This window comes from Pantoea sp. RSPAM1, assembly GCF_038816185.1.
Taxonomy (GTDB): Bacteria; Pseudomonadota; Gammaproteobacteria; order Enterobacterales; family Enterobacteriaceae; genus Pantoea; species Pantoea ananatis.
The window spans coordinates 323,734-341,092 of record NZ_CP046137.1; the positions used below are offsets into that span (position 1 = coordinate 323,734).

General features: G+C 54.3%; 13 protein-coding genes. 4 read left to right on the forward strand and 9 right to left on the reverse strand.

All coding sequences use genetic code 11. The annotated features are described in order from the left end of the window. Positions 1–117: 117 nt before the first annotated feature. The gene (gene uxuA / locus GKC68_RS02020; RefSeq protein ID WP_028724454.1) at positions 118–1,302 is read right to left on the reverse strand and encodes a mannonate dehydratase; all 1,185 of its coding nucleotides are present in this window, start codon (positions 1,300–1,302) and stop codon (positions 118–120) included. Between the two features lie 148 nt (positions 1,303–1,450). On the opposite strand from uxuA, the gene GKC68_RS02025 reads away from it, so the two are divergent. Continuing rightward, entirely contained in the window at positions 1,451–2,134 is a 684-nt protein-coding gene (locus tag GKC68_RS02025) for a FadR/GntR family transcriptional regulator (RefSeq protein WP_047713839.1), read from the forward strand. Here the strand turns inward: GKC68_RS02025 and GKC68_RS02030 are convergent. After that, entirely contained in the window at positions 2,123–3,178 is a 1,056-nt protein-coding gene (locus GKC68_RS02030; RefSeq protein WP_047713838.1) for an AI-2E family transporter, read from the reverse strand. The two genes, GKC68_RS02025 and GKC68_RS02030, sit on opposite strands and share 12 nt — an antisense overlap. Positions 3,179–3,445: 267 nt before the next feature. Beyond that, complete coding sequence (locus tag GKC68_RS02035; RefSeq protein ID WP_342656543.1) at positions 3,446–4,825, reverse strand: nucleobase:cation symporter-2 family protein; 1,380 nt, start codon at positions 4,823–4,825, stop codon at positions 3,446–3,448. A gap of 684 nt (positions 4,826–5,509) precedes the next feature. Between GKC68_RS02035 and GKC68_RS02040 the strand changes: the two genes are divergently transcribed. Continuing rightward, positions 5,510–7,015, forward strand: a complete 1,506-nt coding sequence (locus tag GKC68_RS02040; RefSeq protein ID WP_028724451.1) for a CoA-acylating methylmalonate-semialdehyde dehydrogenase — start codon at positions 5,510–5,512, stop codon at positions 7,013–7,015. Between the two features lie 57 nt (positions 7,016–7,072). Then, positions 7,073–7,891 (forward strand): 5-deoxy-glucuronate isomerase, encoded by an 819-nt coding sequence (gene iolB / locus GKC68_RS02045; protein ID WP_028724450.1) that lies wholly within the window; start codon positions 7,073–7,075, stop codon positions 7,889–7,891. Positions 7,892–8,444: 553 nt separating this feature from the next. Here iolB and GKC68_RS02050 read toward each other — a convergent pair. From GKC68_RS02050 to iolD, 4 genes are all read right to left on the reverse strand, one after another. Continuing rightward, complete coding sequence (locus tag GKC68_RS02050) at positions 8,445–9,296, reverse strand: MurR/RpiR family transcriptional regulator (protein WP_013027575.1); 852 nt, start codon at positions 9,294–9,296, stop codon at positions 8,445–8,447. A 239-nt stretch (positions 9,297–9,535) separates the two neighbouring features. Then, positions 9,536–10,432, reverse strand: coding sequence for a myo-inosose-2 dehydratase (gene iolE, locus GKC68_RS02055; protein WP_342656544.1), 897 nt, complete (start codon positions 10,430–10,432; stop codon positions 9,536–9,538). A 25-nt stretch (positions 10,433–10,457) separates the two neighbouring features. Continuing rightward, positions 10,458–11,468 carry a Gfo/Idh/MocA family oxidoreductase gene (locus GKC68_RS02060; protein WP_028724448.1) on the reverse strand — a complete coding sequence of 337 codons (1,011 nt, stop codon included), beginning with the start codon at positions 11,466–11,468 and terminating at the stop codon, positions 10,458–10,460. Positions 11,469–11,528: 60 nt separating this feature from the next. Then, the gene (iolD, locus tag GKC68_RS02065) at positions 11,529–13,469 is read right to left on the reverse strand and encodes a 3D-(3,5/4)-trihydroxycyclohexane-1,2-dione acylhydrolase (decyclizing) (RefSeq protein WP_342656545.1); all 1,941 of its coding nucleotides are present in this window, start codon (positions 13,467–13,469) and stop codon (positions 11,529–11,531) included. Positions 13,470–13,985: 516 nt separating this feature from the next. Between iolD and iolC the strand changes: the two genes are divergently transcribed. Beyond that, the gene (iolC, locus tag GKC68_RS02070; RefSeq protein ID WP_110983591.1) at positions 13,986–15,905 is read left to right on the forward strand and encodes a 5-dehydro-2-deoxygluconokinase; all 1,920 of its coding nucleotides are present in this window, start codon (positions 13,986–13,988) and stop codon (positions 15,903–15,905) included. Positions 15,906–16,011: 106 nt separating this feature from the next. Here iolC and GKC68_RS02075 read toward each other — a convergent pair whose 3' ends face one another. Both GKC68_RS02075 and GKC68_RS02080 read right to left on the reverse strand, forming a co-directional pair. Beyond that, positions 16,012–16,566, reverse strand: a complete 555-nt coding sequence (locus tag GKC68_RS02075; RefSeq protein ID WP_047713832.1) for a DcrB family lipoprotein — start codon at positions 16,564–16,566, stop codon at positions 16,012–16,014. Positions 16,567–16,683: 117 nt separating this feature from the next. Then, a complete protein-coding gene (locus GKC68_RS02080; RefSeq protein WP_342656546.1) occupies positions 16,684–17,349 on the reverse strand; it encodes a 7-cyano-7-deazaguanine/7-aminomethyl-7-deazaguanine transporter in 666 nt (221 codons plus the stop codon). Positions 17,350–17,359: the final 10 nt, after the last annotated feature.

A 17,359-nucleotide genomic window follows, 5' to 3' on the forward strand; every position in this document is an offset into this window, starting at 1 on the left:
GGAGAGAAATGAGAACCCTTTTGTTACCTGGAAAGCGCCGCCATAACTATGGGCATAGCAACCTGTCTAAACACTACCCTGTGCCCCGACAGCATAACGACGTCGGGGCAACAACCTTTAGTCCTGGAAATAGATCTGCTTCAGGGCAACTTCGACGCCGCGCAGTTCTGCAAGCCCTTTAAGGCGGCCAATAGCGGAATAGCCCGGATTGGTGCGCTTGCGCAAGTCATCCAGCATCTGGTGACCGTGATCGGGGCGCATGGGAATGGCTCGCTGTTCGCCCGCCCTGCGGCGACGCTGCTCCTCGGCCAGGATCACTTTGATAACGCCAACCATATCCACATCGCCTGTCAGATGGGCCGCCTCGTGGAAGCTGTTGGGGTTCGTTTCTCGCTTTGTTGCCCGCAGGTGCACAAAGTTAATCCGGTCGGCATAGGTTTCTGCCATCTCGATAAGGGCATTATCCTCACGTACGCCGTAGGAACCGGTACAGAAACAGAATCCGTTATGCAGGCTGTCTACCGTTTCTTTCAGCCACTGCATGTCCTCTTGCGTGGAGATAATGCGCGGCAGGCCAAGAATGGGACGCGGAGGATCATCAGGATGGACGGCCAGCTTAATGCCGACTTCTTCCGCCACCGGTACGATGGCGCGCAGAAAAGTGGCCATATGCTCGCGCAGCCTGGCTTTATCAATACCGTTATATTGCGCCAGCTGAGCCTGAAATTGTTCAAGTGTATAACCTTCTTCTGCGCCGGGTAAGCCTGCGATGATGTTGCGCACCAGCGTGGCTTTCTCTTCCTCGGTCATGGCGGCAAAACGCGTTGCGGCGGCCTGTTGTTCAGCGGCGCTGTAATCTTTTTCTGCGCCGGGACGTTTTAACAGATGCAGTTCAAACGCGGCAAAGGCATCGGCATCAAAGCGCAGCGCTTTTGCGCCGTCCGGCAGTTCCCAGGCCAGATCGGTACGCGTCCAGTCCAGAACCGGCATAAAGTTATAGCATACGGTATCAATCCCGCAGGCTGCCAGGTTGCGAATCGACTGCTGATAATTGGCAATATAATGCTGATAATCGCCGCGTTGTGTCTTAATCGTTTCGTGCACAGGAATGCTTTCAACGACTGACCAGGTAAGCCCTTTTTCCGCCAGCAGCGCCTGACGCGCTTTGATTTCGGCTACCGGCCACACTTCTCCGTTAGGGATGTGATGAAGTGCTGTGACAATTCCTGTTGCACCTGCCTGGCGGGCATCGTCAAGTGACACAGGATCGTTGGGGCCGTACCAGCGCCATGTATGTTCCATTATTGCTCCTTGGTGGACGTGTGGCCCAGTGGTCAGGCCGCTGGACCAAGAGTAAGATAGCGCGTAAGTTAAGGCCGTGATCCGGATCGCAGCAATATAAATACGTATCATCTGCTGCCTGAAAGACGACCTGCAACAGGAGAGAGTTATGGGGTTAGCGGTACTGAAAACTGAGCGGCTTTATCGGCAAATTGCCAATGCCATCATTGCGGGCATTCATGGCGGCGATTTCGTGCCGGGCGGGGCGCTGCCGCCCGAACGGGAACTTGCCCGACAACTCGGCGTCAGTCGTTCATCGGTGCGTGAAGCCCTGATAGCGCTGGAGATGACGGGTTACGTCAGCATCCACACGGGTACGGGAGTTTTTGTCGCTCAGACCTTACCGCAACCTTCAGCAGGCAAAGAAACCGAGAATTTCAGCCTGCAGGATCTGCTCCAGGCGCGCGAAGCCTATGAGAGCATGCTGGCGGGCATGGCGGCGCGAAACGGCAGTGAGGCCCAGCGTCAGCAGCTGCTGTCCCTTAGCGCAGCGCTCCAGGCATTTAATGAAAACGACGCGGCTTTCATCGAACAGGACAAAGGCTTTCATCTGCTGATTAGCGAGATGAGCGGCAACGATCTGTTGCGGGAGATGATGGAAAATCTGTGGAACAAACGTGACAGCGCCCATTTCCGCCGGCTGGAACGTCATTATGCCGACAATACCTTTGCAGATGAAATGAACGCGGACCATCAGCGCATTGCCGAGGCCATTGCGTCTGGTGATGAGCAGGCTGCACAGGCGGCGATGAGAGAGCATCTACAGCATGTGCAGCAGCGTTTACTTGGTTAACAGCCGCGAAGGCTTGGGTCGGCCGGTTCCGAGCAGAATGGCCAGACGGCTCCCGCCCGGGGTGGTTTCCATTAAAATTTTAGTGATGCTGGTCAGAGGCACGGACAGCAGCATGCCGACCGGGCCCAGCAGCCAGCCCCAAAATATCAATGACAGAAACACCACCAATGTTGATAAGCCCAGACCGCGCCCCATGATGCGTGGCTCAAGCATATTGCCGAAAACCATGTGAATGGCAGTAAACAGCGCCGCCACCATTGCCGCGTCAAACACGCTGTTGAGCAGCAGCGCCTGCAGGAATGGAGGAATACCGGCAATAATCGGGCCGATATTGGGAATAAAGTTAAGGATAAAGGCCACCACGCCCCACAATAACGCAAATTTCACCTCCAGCAGGTAGAGCGTCAGCCAGACCGCGATGCCGGTGATCAGGCTGATTAGCGTCTTCAGTGCCAGGTAATGCGTCACCCCTTTTAAGGCCTTGTGTAAGCCGGCGATACGAATTTTGGGGTTCACAAACGCGTTACGCATTTTATAAGGCAGATGGTGCACCTCAAACAGCATAAAGACCACGGTGAGGATCAGTAACACGGTATTGGTCATCGCACCTGAAAAGCCACTCAGCGCCACACTGGCCAGATTCATAACGGTATTAGGGTCGAAGCGCTGAACCAGGGCATCGGTTGAGATATTGAGATGGATGCTGGCTGCCAGATGCTGAACCACCCCCATTTTCTTTTCCATAATGGTGCGCAGTTGAGGATAGAGGTCGGAAAACTCACTCATCGAGCTTGCCAGTATGGCTCCCAGCAGCAGAATCACGATAAAAATCACCGTAATCACCAACGTAATCGCCAATCCGCGTCGCAGCCCGCGCCGCATCAGTATCGTGACTAACGGATTCAGTACGATGGCAAAAAAAGCCGCCAGAAGTAACGGGACCAGAATGTCGGAGGCCGCTCTTATCCCGGCAAGGATAATCACCAGCATCGCGAGTTTGATTAAGATATTTTGTCCAATTTTTTCCTGCTGTAACGCGTTCATTCTGTATCTCTACGCATAAATAACTGATGAAAGTGTAGTTGAAGGAAAAGTAACGGTCTGATTTGTTAAGGGAAACGGTAAATCGGGCGAGTTTATTCCCCCGATAAATGGCGGAATAAACCGGATTTCCTGCTGTGATGCCGTTCTGGGTGTTAAAGGATTCCGGGGCGGCTCCCGGGAAAAAGCTGTCGGAGACATCAAGGGCTGGGGGCCTGAGCGCACAGGCGGTCACCCGCAACGACTGCGTCACGGGTGAATGTGGCAGGATTACAATGACTGTGCGGATTCGCCTTGTTCTACTTCTTCACGTGCCGGCTTGTCTGCGCCAGGAATGAGAAGATTCAGGACAATCGCGACCAGGCCGCCGGTGGTAGCCGCGGAGCCAAACAGATTCTCAAACATGGGCGGCAGATGGGAGAGCGAAGCGGGAACGGATTCGATTCCCAGCCCGAAACTAAACGCCAGACCGACAATAAGTATTTCCCTGCGCGTTAGCGGAGCCTGGCTTAGGATGCGAATCCCTGCCGTGACGACGCAGCCGAACATCACCATTGTGGCTCCCCCCAGCACCGGTGTGGGAATCTGACGCAGTGCTTCGCTGAAAGGCGGGAACAGCCCCAGCAGGATAAGAATGACGCCGACGTAACGGCCGACAAAACGACTCGCCACGCCCGTCATCTGGATCACGCCATTATTTTGCGCAAAGGTGGTGTTGGGAAAGGCGCTCAGCATCGCCGCAATCATGCAGCTCAGTCCGTCTGCCAGAATGCCGCCTTTGAGACGGGTGCTAAAGGTCTTGTCGGTAATAGATTTACCGGAAATCAGGCTGTTAGCAGTCAGATCGCCCACCGCCTCGATGATGCAGACCAGAGAGACCAGCACCACCGGAATGAAAAGCGTACTGTTGAAGTGAAAGCCAAACGGAAACAGAGAGGGTAAACGGAAGACGCTCTCGCCCAGTTCGTGAACCTGAAATTTGCCACTCAGGGCAGCGGCAATACAGCCTGCTGCGATGCCAGCCACGACCGATGAAAGGCGTAGCCAGCGGTTACCGGAGCAGCTCAGCACAACGATAACGCCAAGCGTTAACGCACCCAGCGCCAGATTACTGAGGCTGGCAAAATCCTGGGCTTTCTCACCGCCGCACCAGTTAATCACACTGACTTTGATCAGGCTGATACCAATCAGCGCAATCACGCTCCCCGTCACCACCGGCGTAAAGACCCGCTTTAAGGTATCAATGAAGCGGCTGACGATGACCGGCACCAGCGCCGCGACAAAGTTGACGCCAAACAGCATCGCCATGATGTCTTCTGGACTGCCGCCCTGTGCTTTGACCCACAGGCCGCCCGAGATGGCCACACCAAGAAAGGCAAAACTGGTGCCCTGCATGCATATCATGCCGGCCCCTATGCCCCATACCCGGTTTGACTGCAGAAACGTCCCGATGCCGGAGGCAAGGAGCGACATGCTGATCAAATAAGGCAGCCACGCATCCAGACCCAGCGCCGTGCCGATTAGCAACGGGGGCGTAATAATGCCAACCAGGCCCGCCAGCACATGCTGTGAAGCGCTGAAGAAAGCCTGGAGTGGGGGGATTCGCTGGTCCAGTCCGTACAGTAAGCCGCTGTTTTTTGGGTCAGGCATGGTCATCTCTTTCGGGGGCAGGGAGGTCCGACGATATTGCATAAAGCAGGCCAGGTTTTGCGTTGTGTCGAGTAATATCATAAATAATGATAATAATCATACAGATAGAAATTTATCCTGAGATGCATGAAAGGCGGCAAGCTATGAAACACATGATTCCTGATTTGCAGTAAGGAAATTATTGGTTCAGGAAATGGCCTTGGGTGAGGGATTTTGCACCACTGTCGTGCACCCGTTTGGCTTAAGGGCGTTGCGCCAGCAGAGTGAACCTTGCCAAAGGCAGGCTGAGGGCAAGAGGTGTGTAAAAAGAAATGTTCATTTCACTATGCGATTTAATGAAATTTATACGAAAGGCGCTGTTTTGTCTTTCTCCGCTTAATTTGACGCCTGACCGGGAGGGACGACGGCATCAGTGCAGACTTCGAGCTGGCGCTTGTCGTCACAGCACACAGGCACTAACTTCACCCCAGACAGGTCATGTAAAGCCATTGCTGGCGACCCGTTCAGAGCGACAGGCAAAAATGCGATCTGCCCCGCTAAAAAGTTATTTTTCAAAAATATTTATTTGAAAAATTTATTCCACTGTAATAGCTTCTCAGCATGCTTTTGGCTTTTCCTGCCCAGCCAGCGTGCCACTTCTTGTGCTTTGCCTGCTGGAACCGTACATACCAAAGAGGCAACATCATGACTATCGTAGGAAATTTTATTGGCGGTAAAACCACGTTCAGTGCCAGCAACGAAACCATTCCTGTGTTCGATCCGGCAACTGGCAAGGTGATCCGTGAACTTACCCAATGCAGCGCAGACGAAGTGGCCCAGGCAATCGACGTGGCGCATGCAGCCTTTCCTGCCTGGTCCAAAACCGCCCCGCTGCGCCGCGCGCGCGTGATGTTCAACTTTAAGGCCTTAATGGAACAGCATCGTGATGAGCTGGCGGCGCTAATCGTGTCCGAGCACGGCAAAGTCTGGTCTGATGCGTTGGGTGAACTGACGCGCGGGATTGAGGTGATTGAGTTCGCCTGCGGCATTCCTCACCTGCTCAAGGGGGAGAACTCGCCTAACGTGGGCGGCGGCGTAGACAGCTACTCGCTCATGCAGCCGGTCGGCGTGGTTGCAGGCATTACCCCCTTCAATTTCCCCGCCATGGTGCCACTGTGGATGTTCCCTATTGCCCTGGCCTGCGGCAACACCTTTGTACTTAAACCCCCGGCGCTGGATCCGTCTGCTGCCGTGCGCATGGCGGAATTACTGAAAGAAGCGGGCCTGCCGGATGGCGTTTTCAACGTGGTACACAGTTCGAATGAGAACGCAGAACAGCTTTACAAAGATCCCCGTATCGCGGCCGTTAGCTTTGTAGGTTCGTCGGGTGTGGCTGAGCACATTTACAAAACGGCCAGCGCGCACGGCAAACGCGTGCAGGCATTTGGCGCCGCCAAAAACCACGCTATCGTCATGCCAGATGCTGATCTGGACGCCACGGTCAATGCCATCATGGGGGGCGCATTTGGCTCGGCGGGTGAACGCTGCATGGCGTTGCCGGTCGTGGTCGCGGTAGGCGATGACACCGCCGATAAACTGATTTCGCGCCTGACGCCGCTGATTAAAGCATTACGCGTCGGGCCGGGCATGAATAAGGGCAGTGACGAGAATGAAATGGGGCCTGTCGTTTCGGCCGCCCATCAGAAGAAAGTGCTGGGCTATATCGATATCGGCGAGCAGGAAGGGGCAACGCTGGTTGTGGATGGTCGTCACCAGAAGGTTACAGGTTATGAGGACGGCTACTATGTCGGTGGAACGTTATTCGATCACGTGACCCCAGAGATGGTGATCTGGCGTGAAGAAATCTTTGGCCCGGTGCTGAGCATCATGCGCGCGCCGGATTACGACAGTGCGCTGAAACTGGTTAACAGTCACGAATTCGGCAACGGCAGCGCCATTTTTACCAGTAATGGTCACACGGCGCGTGAATTTGTCCAAAACGTTGAAGCCGGAATGGTCGGCGTCAACGTGCCCGTGCCGGTGCCAATGGCATTCCACAGTTTTGGTGGCTGGAAGCGATCGGTGTTTGGCGCACTGAATGTCCACGGTCCGGACGGCGTGCGTTTTTACACGCGCATGAAAACAGCGACCGTCCGTTGGCCGAGCGGCCAGCAAACGGTTTCTGAATTCAGTATGCCGACGTTGGGTTGAGTGGGCGCTCAGTGACAGCGTATTGACGATAAAGGGCGATGGATTAGGAGACGGCGGATGTCATTACTCTCAAAGGTAAAACAGCCCGATGAGCAGGGGCGCATACAGCAGGTAACGCCAGACAGTGCGGGCTGGCGCTATGTGGGTTTCGAGTCTTTCCTGTTAAAACAAGGACAGACGCTCGACATGGCCAGCGGTGACAGTGAGCTTTGCCTGGTGCTGGTGGCAGGCCTGGCCTCGATTAGCACGCGTCATGCAAACTTTCCGGGGTTAGGTAAGCGAATGTCGCCGTTTGAACGTACGCCGCCTTATTCCGTGTATGTCCCCCATGATGATGCAGTGACGGTAAGAGCGGACAGCGATCTTGAGCTGGCGGTATGTAAGGCACCGGGGCAGGGCGACAACCTGCCCGCCAGACTGATTGCGCCAGAAGATGTCGGCGTTGAGCGGCGCGGCAAAGGCCATAACCAGCGACTTGTGCACAACATTCTGCCGGACAGTGAACCAGCAAATAGCTTGCTGGTGGTGGAAGTGTTTACCGATGAGGGCAATACCAGTTCGTATCCGAGTCACAAGCACGACCAGGAAAACAGCGAGAACGAAACCTATCTGGAAGAAACCTATTACCACCGTTTTGAACCCGAACAGGGCTTCGCGATGCAGCGCGTTTATACGGACGATCGTTCTCTGGATGAGTGCATGGCTGTTTATAACCGGGATGTCGTCACCGTACCGCGCGGTTACCATCCTGTAGCAACCCTGGCTGGCTATAACAACTACTACCTTAACGTTATGGCAGGGCCGGTTCGCCTGTGGAAATTCAGTTGGGAGCAGGATCATGCCTGGGTCAACAGCGAACGCTATCCGTCACGTTAATCACGGCTGAGAGCAAAACGGCAGCCTGAGGGCTAATGCGGGTCATTTAAGTAAGGCCCGGTTTACCAATCCAGTGGCAGGCGTCAAAAGGGTTCATGTTCATCATGAACCCTTTTTTATGGAACTCTCACAGGCTCTGGGCATCATTCATTCCACTTCTCCCGAACGCGCCCGCTCGCTCTCTAATCTTATTCCCGCTGAGCTTCAGCAGACAGAGCCATCAGTGAGATATCACGGCTCCTGATGAGTTACCCCGGGCACGGTTCCGGGCGAACTGAGAACGCCGGATGAAAAGGCGAGATGGCTGATATTGCCGGGGCGAAGAGAACGAAACTATCCGTGGGAGCGGCGAATAAGATCCCGGAAATATGCCGATAAAAAAGGCTGGTCACCTTAAGTGACCAGCATTGAGCCTGAGGGCTGCTTTTTGTCGCTGCAGAGGGCGTTTTTCGCCGGGACACGCGGGGGCGTCATGCTCCTGGCTTTACTGAGGGCGCGTGTATCATATGTTCAGGTATGACCTGTAAGCAGAGCCGCCGCAGCTGGCGGCAAGTCAGGAGAGCTGACCGGACTGCGCATTCGCCAGCGCCAGGGATACAGCCAGCGTTTGTGCCAGACACAGCGAGGCAACCTGAGAGCGAAAACCGTCAACCTGGGCTTCGCGTACAACGAAACAGACGTCACTGAAGGCGGCAAGCGGGCTGACCTGGCTGTCAGTGATCGCGATTAAGCTGGCACCACGTTTGGCCCCCAACTCGACCACTTCTACCGCCTCCCTTGCATAGGGTGAACAGCTGATGGCAATCACCACATCTTTAGGCGTGACCAGATTAAGCTGTTCTGTAAACATGCCGCCCAGCCCGTCAATCAGGAAGGCACGGCGTTCCAGATGGCGCAGGGCATACACTAAATAAGAGGCAACGCTAAACGACCGACGCAGGCCGATTACGTAGACATTTTCGGCTTCGTTCAGAAGCTGCACGGTTTTGTCTAACTGGTCGGGGCTCACCTGCATAGCCAACTGCTGCAGGGCCTGACTGTTGACCATGGTGAAAACATTGAGGATTTCCGCCGGACTTTCGGGCGAATTCGCAGCATCGTCCGCTGCTGTCTGACGAAACAGCCGCGCACGTTCGGTATAGTTGACGGTCTCTTCCATCAGATGCTGACGAAAAACCTGTTTCATTTCGTTGAAACCGCTGAAGCCAAATGCATTCGCAAAGCGAATCAGCGTAGAGGGCGGAACATCGGCCTGCTGCGCAATAGAGGCCACGGTGTCAAAAGCAATACTGTTACTGTTATCAAGGATATAACGAGCCACCTGCTTCAGACGCTTGCTCAGCGTTTCGTAGCGGCGGCGAATCTCGTCCTGCAGCAGTGAAAGTTGGGAAGGATTATTACTCATGACATCTGCTCATTTGCGGAAAACGTGGCTGGATAATGAACGCTATGATATCAGATGGTTGGAAAATTTCATTTTTTTGTTATGTATGCAGCTTTTATTTCATTGGTTTATGAAATGACTCACAGATTCGCCGGGACAGGGGCGACGCGCGGGTGAGTTGGCCACTTAAACAGGCTGCATCCGATAAGGGCACAGCCTTACACAAGGCCTGATCATTCTCTTCAGGGCGGAAAATAGTCTTACAGTCCGGTATTCTCCCGAATATATTTTCTTGCCTTTACCGCGTACTCGAACGGATTGGCCAACGCAGGATCCTGCTCAGCCTCAACCACCATCCAGCCTTGATAGCCGTAGTCGTCAAGAATTTTGAAAACCGGTTTAAAATCAATGACGCCGTCGCCTGGAACGGTGAAGGTGCCCTTTTTTACACCGTCCAGAAACGACAGGTGCTGGTCACGCACTTCTGCGACAATCTCATCCCGCACGTCTTTCAGATGAACGTGGAAAATGCGCGGCAGATGAGTTTTCAGCACTGCCAGCATCACGTCCTGTGAGCCTTCAGAATAATAGATGTGGCCGGTATCATAGAGTAAACCGACATTGTCATGCGTGAGCGCCATGAAACGGTCGATTTCCGCTGGCGTCTGAATCCCGGTGCCCATATGGTGGTGCAGGCATACGCGCATCCCTTTTGCGGCGGCAAGGTCGGCAAGCGTATTGTAACCTTCCGCCGTTCTCTGCCACTCCTCGTCGTTAAATACCGGTTTGTGATCGAGCACTGACCGTGTTGTGCCCTGAATACTTTGACTTTGCTCTGAACAGCCGATCACCCGGGCACCCATTTCATAGAGAAAATTCATGTGCGCCGTAAAACCTTCAATGGTCTCGTCCTTGTCACCCTGCGCAAAAAAGGTGCTGAACCAGGCGTTGCAGATCTGAATGCCGCGAATATCGAGCATTGGCTTTAAAATGGCAGGATCGCGTGGGTATTTACTACCCACTTCACTTCCTGAGAAGCCCGCCAGTGCCATCTCGCTGACGGTTTGCTGAAAGGTATTCTCGCTGCCCAGCTCGGGCATATCATCATTTGTCCAGCCAATGGGCGCTATCGCCAGCTTTACGTTATCGTTGTTCATTGTGCACCTGCCAAAATCGAGAGATTTAGTTATAGAATGCCGGACGGGCAGGCATTTCAATTGGTTCAATGGCACCGCTTTTCTGCGCCTTGATACAGGCGTCAGCGGCGACGGAGGCGGCAAAACCATCCCAGGCGGACGGACCGGTTAACTGCCCGGCTTTCACGTCGTTGATAAACGCCTGCAGTTCGACGTCGTAAGCCTCGATAAAGCGGTCTTTCCAGTCGACTAAAATGGTGTTGGAAAGTTTGGCCTGTTTGCGCAGCTGCACTGACGAAGGCTCCGGCAGTCTGGCGATGCCTTCTTCACCCACCACCTCACACTGAATGTCGTAGCCGTAGGTGCAGTTCACAAAAATTTCTACATCAATGCGCACGCCTTTTTGCGTTTCAAACAGGACGATTTGCGGATCTTTCAGATGCGGACGCGCTTTGGAACTGACGCGGGGGAAAACCACCTGCACGCTTTTGTAATCGTCACTCGTCAGCCAGCGCAGTACGTCAAGTTCATGAATTAACGTATTGGTGATTGCCATTTCCGTATTGTAATTTTCGGGTACCGTCGGATTGCGATGCGCGCAATGCAGCATGAGCGGCTCGCCGATTTCACCGTCGGTAATCACTTTTTTCAGCGCCCGGTAGCCAGCATCGTAAGGCCGCATAAAACCCACCTGAACCAGTCGCTTACCGTGCTGGATTTCTGCTTCGACTACCCGACGGCAGCCCTCTGCGCTCATGGCCAGCGGTTTTTCACAGAACACCGGCTTACCCGCCGCGATGGCCGCCAGGGTAAACTCTTCATGCGTCGGATCCCATGAGGTCACCAGCACCGCATCCACATCAGGTGACTGAATCACCTCAAAGCCATCCTTGCAGACTTGCGCATCACTGTTCAGCCGTTGCAGTGCAGCCTGCGCGCTTTCAACGTTGATATCGGACACCGCGACCACCTTTGCCCCTTGTAAGACATTGTTGCAGCGGCGAATGTGTTCCTGACCAATCGCGCCTGTTCCAATCACACCAAGTTTCAATGTCATAATTACACCTGTAGGGTTAACTCGAAGAGAAGAAACAAGGGCCGTCAGACGGCCCGGAAATCAGTATTTGCGGGCCTGTGCCAGATGCGCATTCAGTTTGTCTGCCACATCCTGCGCGCGCGCCGATTGGGCCGTTTGTGCAACACCAACGTGCCACCAGCTGAAATAATTATGAATCATGGTCTTGGGCAGCACTTTAATATCTATCAGCGTAGAAACCTGCTGTGCTTTCGCATCGTCCAGCGCAGCGTTAAGCTGTTCCAGCGTGCTGACGCGATAGGTCTTACAACCATAACCGGCAGCAATCGCGGCAAAGTCTACCGGCACCAGGCTACCGTTTAGCTTACCGCTGTCCGTATTGCGGAAGCGAAACTCGGTAACGAAGCTGTCCATACCGTGCCCCATTTGCAGGTTGTTAATGCAGCCATTGCTCATGTTGTCCAGCAGCACCACGTTGATTTTGGCACCCTCCTGAATGGCGGTCACCAGCTCGGAATGCAGCATCATAAAAGAGCCGTCGCCGACCAGGGCATAGACTTCCCGCTGGGGCTCCGCAAGCTTAACGCCTAACGCCGCATTCACTTCATACCCCATACAGGAATAGCCGTATTCGAGGTGATAGCCGTTATAGCCGCGCGTGCGCCAGACGCGTTGCAGGTCGCCAGGCAGACTGCCTGCAGCACCGACGATGACGGCATCGGCAGGCAAATGCTGGTTGAGGGTACCCACGACACTGCTCTGGGTCAGTAGAGACTGCGTCAGGCGATTGAATTCGGCGTAGACGGCGTCCCGATCCAGATGGTCGGCAATCTCGGGCACAAATTCAGCCTCGTTATGTGAAACGTGATACACGCGCTGTGTTTCTTCTTCTAACTGTTGCCGCGCCTCGGCAACCTGCGTGCCCCAGTCGTTGCCGTAGTGCTGCGAAACCAGCCCATGACTGAGCGCCAGCAGGGCTTCACGCGCATCGGCAAGCAGCTGCACGCCGTCCAGCTTGTAGCTGTCAAAATTGCTGACGTTAATGTTAAGAAAGCTCACCTCGGGATGCCGAAAAATCCATTTCGATGAGGTGGTAAAATCGGTATAACGTGTGCCAATCCCAATCACCAGATCGGCGTCTTTTGCCAGCAGGTTTGCCGCCAGACAGCCGGTTTCACCTACGCCGCCAACGTTGAGCGGATGATCGGACAGCAGCGTGCCTTTTCCGGCCTGCGTTTCAGCGAACGGAATCTGATACCGTTCAGCGAACGCCTGCAATGCCTTGCCTGCCCCCGAATATTTGACGCCACCGCCGCAGATAATCAGCGGTTTACGTTTGCGGATAATAAGCTTCAGCGCATCTTCAAGTTGGGCCATGGTGGGCTGACGACGGTCCAGTCGGTGCACGCGTTTCTGAAAGAAATAGTCAGGGTAATCCCAGGCTTCGCCTTGCACATCCTGCGGTAAAGAGAGCGTAACGGCCCCGGTTTCAGCGGGGTCGGTGAGCACGCGCATCGCATTGATACAGGCGCTCATTAACTGTTCAGGGCGGCTGATGCGATCCCAGTATTTACTGACCGCTCTAAAGGCATCATTGGTGCTGATGCTCAGATCCCAGGATTGCTCAATCTGCTGCAACACCGGATCAGGTTGTCGGGTGGCAAAAACGTCACCGGGCAGCAGCAGCAGGGGAATGCGGTTCGCCGTCGCCGTGGCCGCCGCCGTCAACATGTTGGCAGCACCCGGGCCAACAGAAGAGGTGCAGGCGATGATCTGACGCCGCAGGGATTGTTTGGCAAAGCCGGTTGCAGCGTGCGCCATTCCCTGCTCATTACGTCCCTGGTATACCACCAGATCCCCACTGTCCTGTTCCAGTGCCTGGCCCAGACCCAGTACATTGCCATGGCCAAAAATGGCAAAAATGCCATGGACAAACTTCGTCTCATGCCCGTCTACGTCAATATATTGATTATCAAGAAATTTAACTAATGCCTGTGCGGTAGTCAGTTTGATGGTGGCCATAAACTTTCCTTAACGTGCTGGCTGTAGCGGCGTCCGGCCCCGCGCATTAACGGCGTGACGTAACGGAGAGAGCTACCGGGATAACTGAAATGTCAGAGGATTATAAACAAATGCATTTTTCATAAAATACAATTACAGAAGAAATATTTCATTTTGCGAGGGGGATCAAATTTACATTCCCGGCGATCCACGTCATAGCAAGGAAAGGGGGAGCTGGAATGTTTTGTGAGCGTTGCCGTTTTTTAAAATATTTCATTTCATTTCATTGTCAGGTCAGCCTCGAAAGTCAGGCGGTAAGTCTGATGCCTTGTGGTACAAGGTGCGCAGGGCATGGCGATAAAGTCCCGGGGGTCGACAGATTTTTAACTGGTTCACATAATCGCATTGTAAGTTTCATTTTGAATTGAGTTTGGAATATTTGTTCCTCATACTGTGTTTCTCGCTAACCAGACACCTTCAGACCCCGATATCCAACTTGTCCACAGTGTCTGCTCATCACAGAAGGAAACCAGAAGTATGAGTACACAACAGAAGCGTCTTGATGTGATTTGTATTGGACGCATCGCCGTAGACTTCTATGGTCAGCAAATTGGCGCGCGACTGGAGGACACCACGTCCTTTGCCAAATATCTTGGCGGTTCATCGGGTAACGTCGCTTATGGCACCGCTATTCAGGGGTTGCGTTCGGCCATGCTGGCGCGCGTAGGCGATGAGCATAACGGCCGTTTTTTACGTGAAAGCCTGCAAAGGGTTGGGTGTAATACCGATGCGCTGATAACGGATAAAAAACGCCTCACTGCCCTGGTGATTCTCGGCATCAAAGACGACGAAACCTTTCCACTGATTTTTTATCGTGATAACTGCGCCGATATGGGGCTGGTGCCAGAGGATATTGAGGAGTCCTTTATCGCCTCCTCCCGCTCGGTCGCGGTCACCGGCACGCACTTGTCACATCCCCAGACCCGGGCCGCTGTGCTGAAGGCGCTGGAGCTCGCCCGCAAAAACGGCCTGCGAACGGCGCTGGATATCGATTACCGGCCAGTATTGTGGGGATTAACCTCTCTGGGTGACGGTGAAACACGTTTCATTGCATCGTCAGAGGTGACGGCGCAACTGCAGCAGGTCGTCCACTATTTCGATCTTATCGTAGGCACCGAAGAAGAATTCCATATCGCGGGCGGCAGCACCGATACGCTGACGGCGCTGAGAAATGTCCGTGAGGTCAGTAAGGCTACGCTGGTCTGTAAGCGGGGTGCAATGGGATGCGTTGTCTTTGAACATGAGATTCCGCAAAGCTGGGAGCAGGTAACGCTGCACAGCGGCGTGCGCGTCGAGGTGTTAAACGTGCTGGGTGCAGGTGACGCGTTTATGTCGGGCCTGCTGCGTGGCTGGTTAAATGATGAAGGCTGGGAGCAGGCCTGCCGTTACGCCAATGCCTGCGGTGCGTTGGTAGTTTCACGCCACGGTTGCGCGCCGGCGATGCCGACCCGGGAAGAACTGGACGATTTTCTGAGCCGCGAAAACGCCGTCAAGCGTCCGGACCTGGACAGTCGATTAACGCACTTGCACCGCGTGACCACCCGGCAGCGTGCCTGGCCGGAACTTAATATCTTTGCCTTTGATCATCGTAAGCAACTGGTCGATATGGCCAAGGCAGCGGGGGCTGACGTCAGCCAAATTTCTCAACTCAAGCTCCTGCTGCTTCAGGCCGCAGAGCAGGCGGTACAGCAGGCAGGCATTGAAAGCAAAAGCGGCATTCTGGCCGATACCACCTTCGGGCAACGGACGCTAAACGCCATTACCGGCAAGAACAGATGGATCGGGCGGCCGATAGAGTTACCGGGATCCCGACCGTTACGCCTTGAACACGGCAATATCGGCTCACAGCTTGCCAGTTGGCCAATGGAGCATGTGGTAAAATGCCTGGTGTTTTATCATCCGGATGACAGCGCCGAACTGCGTGAAGAGCAGGATGCCGTGTTGCTGGATGTCTGGAAAGGCTGTAATAAAAGCGGACATGAACTGCTGTTGGAAGTGATTCTGCCAGAGGGGCAGCCAGACCGTCACGAAGCCTGTTATCTGGCGGTTCTGCGCCACTTTTATGCGTTGGGAATCAAGCCGGACTGGTGGAAATTACCGCCCCTGTCAACAGCGAGCTGGCAGGCCATTGGCACCCTGATTGAGACGCAGGATCCGCACTGTCGCGGTATCCTGTTGCTCGGTCTGGACGCGCCAGAGGAGACGTTGAAACTCGGTTTCGCTGCGGCTGCGGCTGCGCCATGGGTGAAAGGCTTCGCGGTGGGACGGACGATTTTTGCCCAGCCTTCAAGTCAGTGGTTGCAGGGTGAAATTGACGACGCGGCGCTGGTAACGGCTGTAAAAGATAACTATCTGCGTTTGATTGATTACTGGCGCACGGCACGCGAGCAGGCGTGAAAAGAACCAGAATCGAGCCGTGTGGAGACGTGCTTTTCCACGCGGCTCGCTGTTTTCAGGGCGGGAACCTGAAATAACACCCTTGTCAGGCAAGGGCCTGTTGCGGTTATTTCAGTTTAATGCTCTTCACTACCGTTTCAGCTTCGCTTTGCGCCTGCTGCTGGTTCTGGGCCGGCAGCGTGACCTGCATGGTCATCAGCTTACCGTCCACCTTTGCCAATACGACGGAAGACCAGGAGGTCTGGTTGTTGGCTGAGATCACGGTGTCCAGCTGCTGCGCGGGTTCGCCGCCCAGGGTGACCGCTTTGTTAGAGACAACCTGTAGCTGCGGATCGCGGTTACGCTGCTGTTGTTCCATGCGCTGTGATAAAACATCCAGCCCTTCGTTAGTGGCATCACCCGCAATAACGATAATCGCCCGCGCGCCGCTTTCATCAGCATACACGTGCATATTGGTGCTTTGTGATCCCAGTTTGCCGCTCTTATCAGACATGCCCGGCGGTAAGGCGAAGCTTAACTTGCCATCCATCAGCGTCACGGTTTGTGCCGACTGACTGGCAGATGCGCCGTTGTCGTTTGCCGCGTCATCTTTCTTTTGGTCACAGGCGGCGAGGCCGAGGACCAGCAAACCAATTCCCGCATATTTCACTAAATTACGCATCAGAATCCCTTTTTAAATTTCCACTCAGGCGTTTATACAACAGGAATCAGGCTGCAAACGCAACCTGAGTATTGTCAGAAGATTTTAGCGGATTGTCAGGAAAGGCTGTATTGCCGGTTAGCCGAAATGTATCTGTGGTTGAGCCTGACGTTCGGCCAGACGTTTCAACGCCGCATTGAGCAACACAACATAGGCAGGCAGGAAGAACACCATGCAGATCAGCACTTTGAAACTGTAATCGACCAGGGCGATCTCCACCCAGTGCTGCGCCATAAACGCATCGGAGCTCTTATAGAAGGCGATAAAAAAGAACGCCAGCGTGTCGCTGATGTTGCCTAAAAACATGGCACAGCCCGGTGCTATCCACCACTGCGGCAGGCGACGCAGACGGTTAAAGACATGCACATCCAGAATCTGGCCCAGCGCGTAAGCCATAAAGCTGGCGCAGGCGATACGGGCGACAAACAGGTTCACCTGCTGCAATGCCTGCCAGCCTTGCCACTCGCCCTGATAAAATAAACTGGAGATGGTATAGGAGATAAACAACGCCGGCACCATGACCGCCAGAATAATCCGCCGTGCAAGCGGCGCGCCAAAAATGCGGACGGTCAGATCGGTCGCCAGGAAGATAAACGGGAAACTAAAGGCGCCCCAGGTGGTGTGGAAACCAAAAAGGGAGACGGGCAACTGCACCAGATAGTTACTGGAGGTAATCACCAGCAGGTGAAACAGGGACAGCCAGAAAAGCGCATAAGTGCGCTGACGCGGAGTAAATGCGAGCATAGTTAGCCTT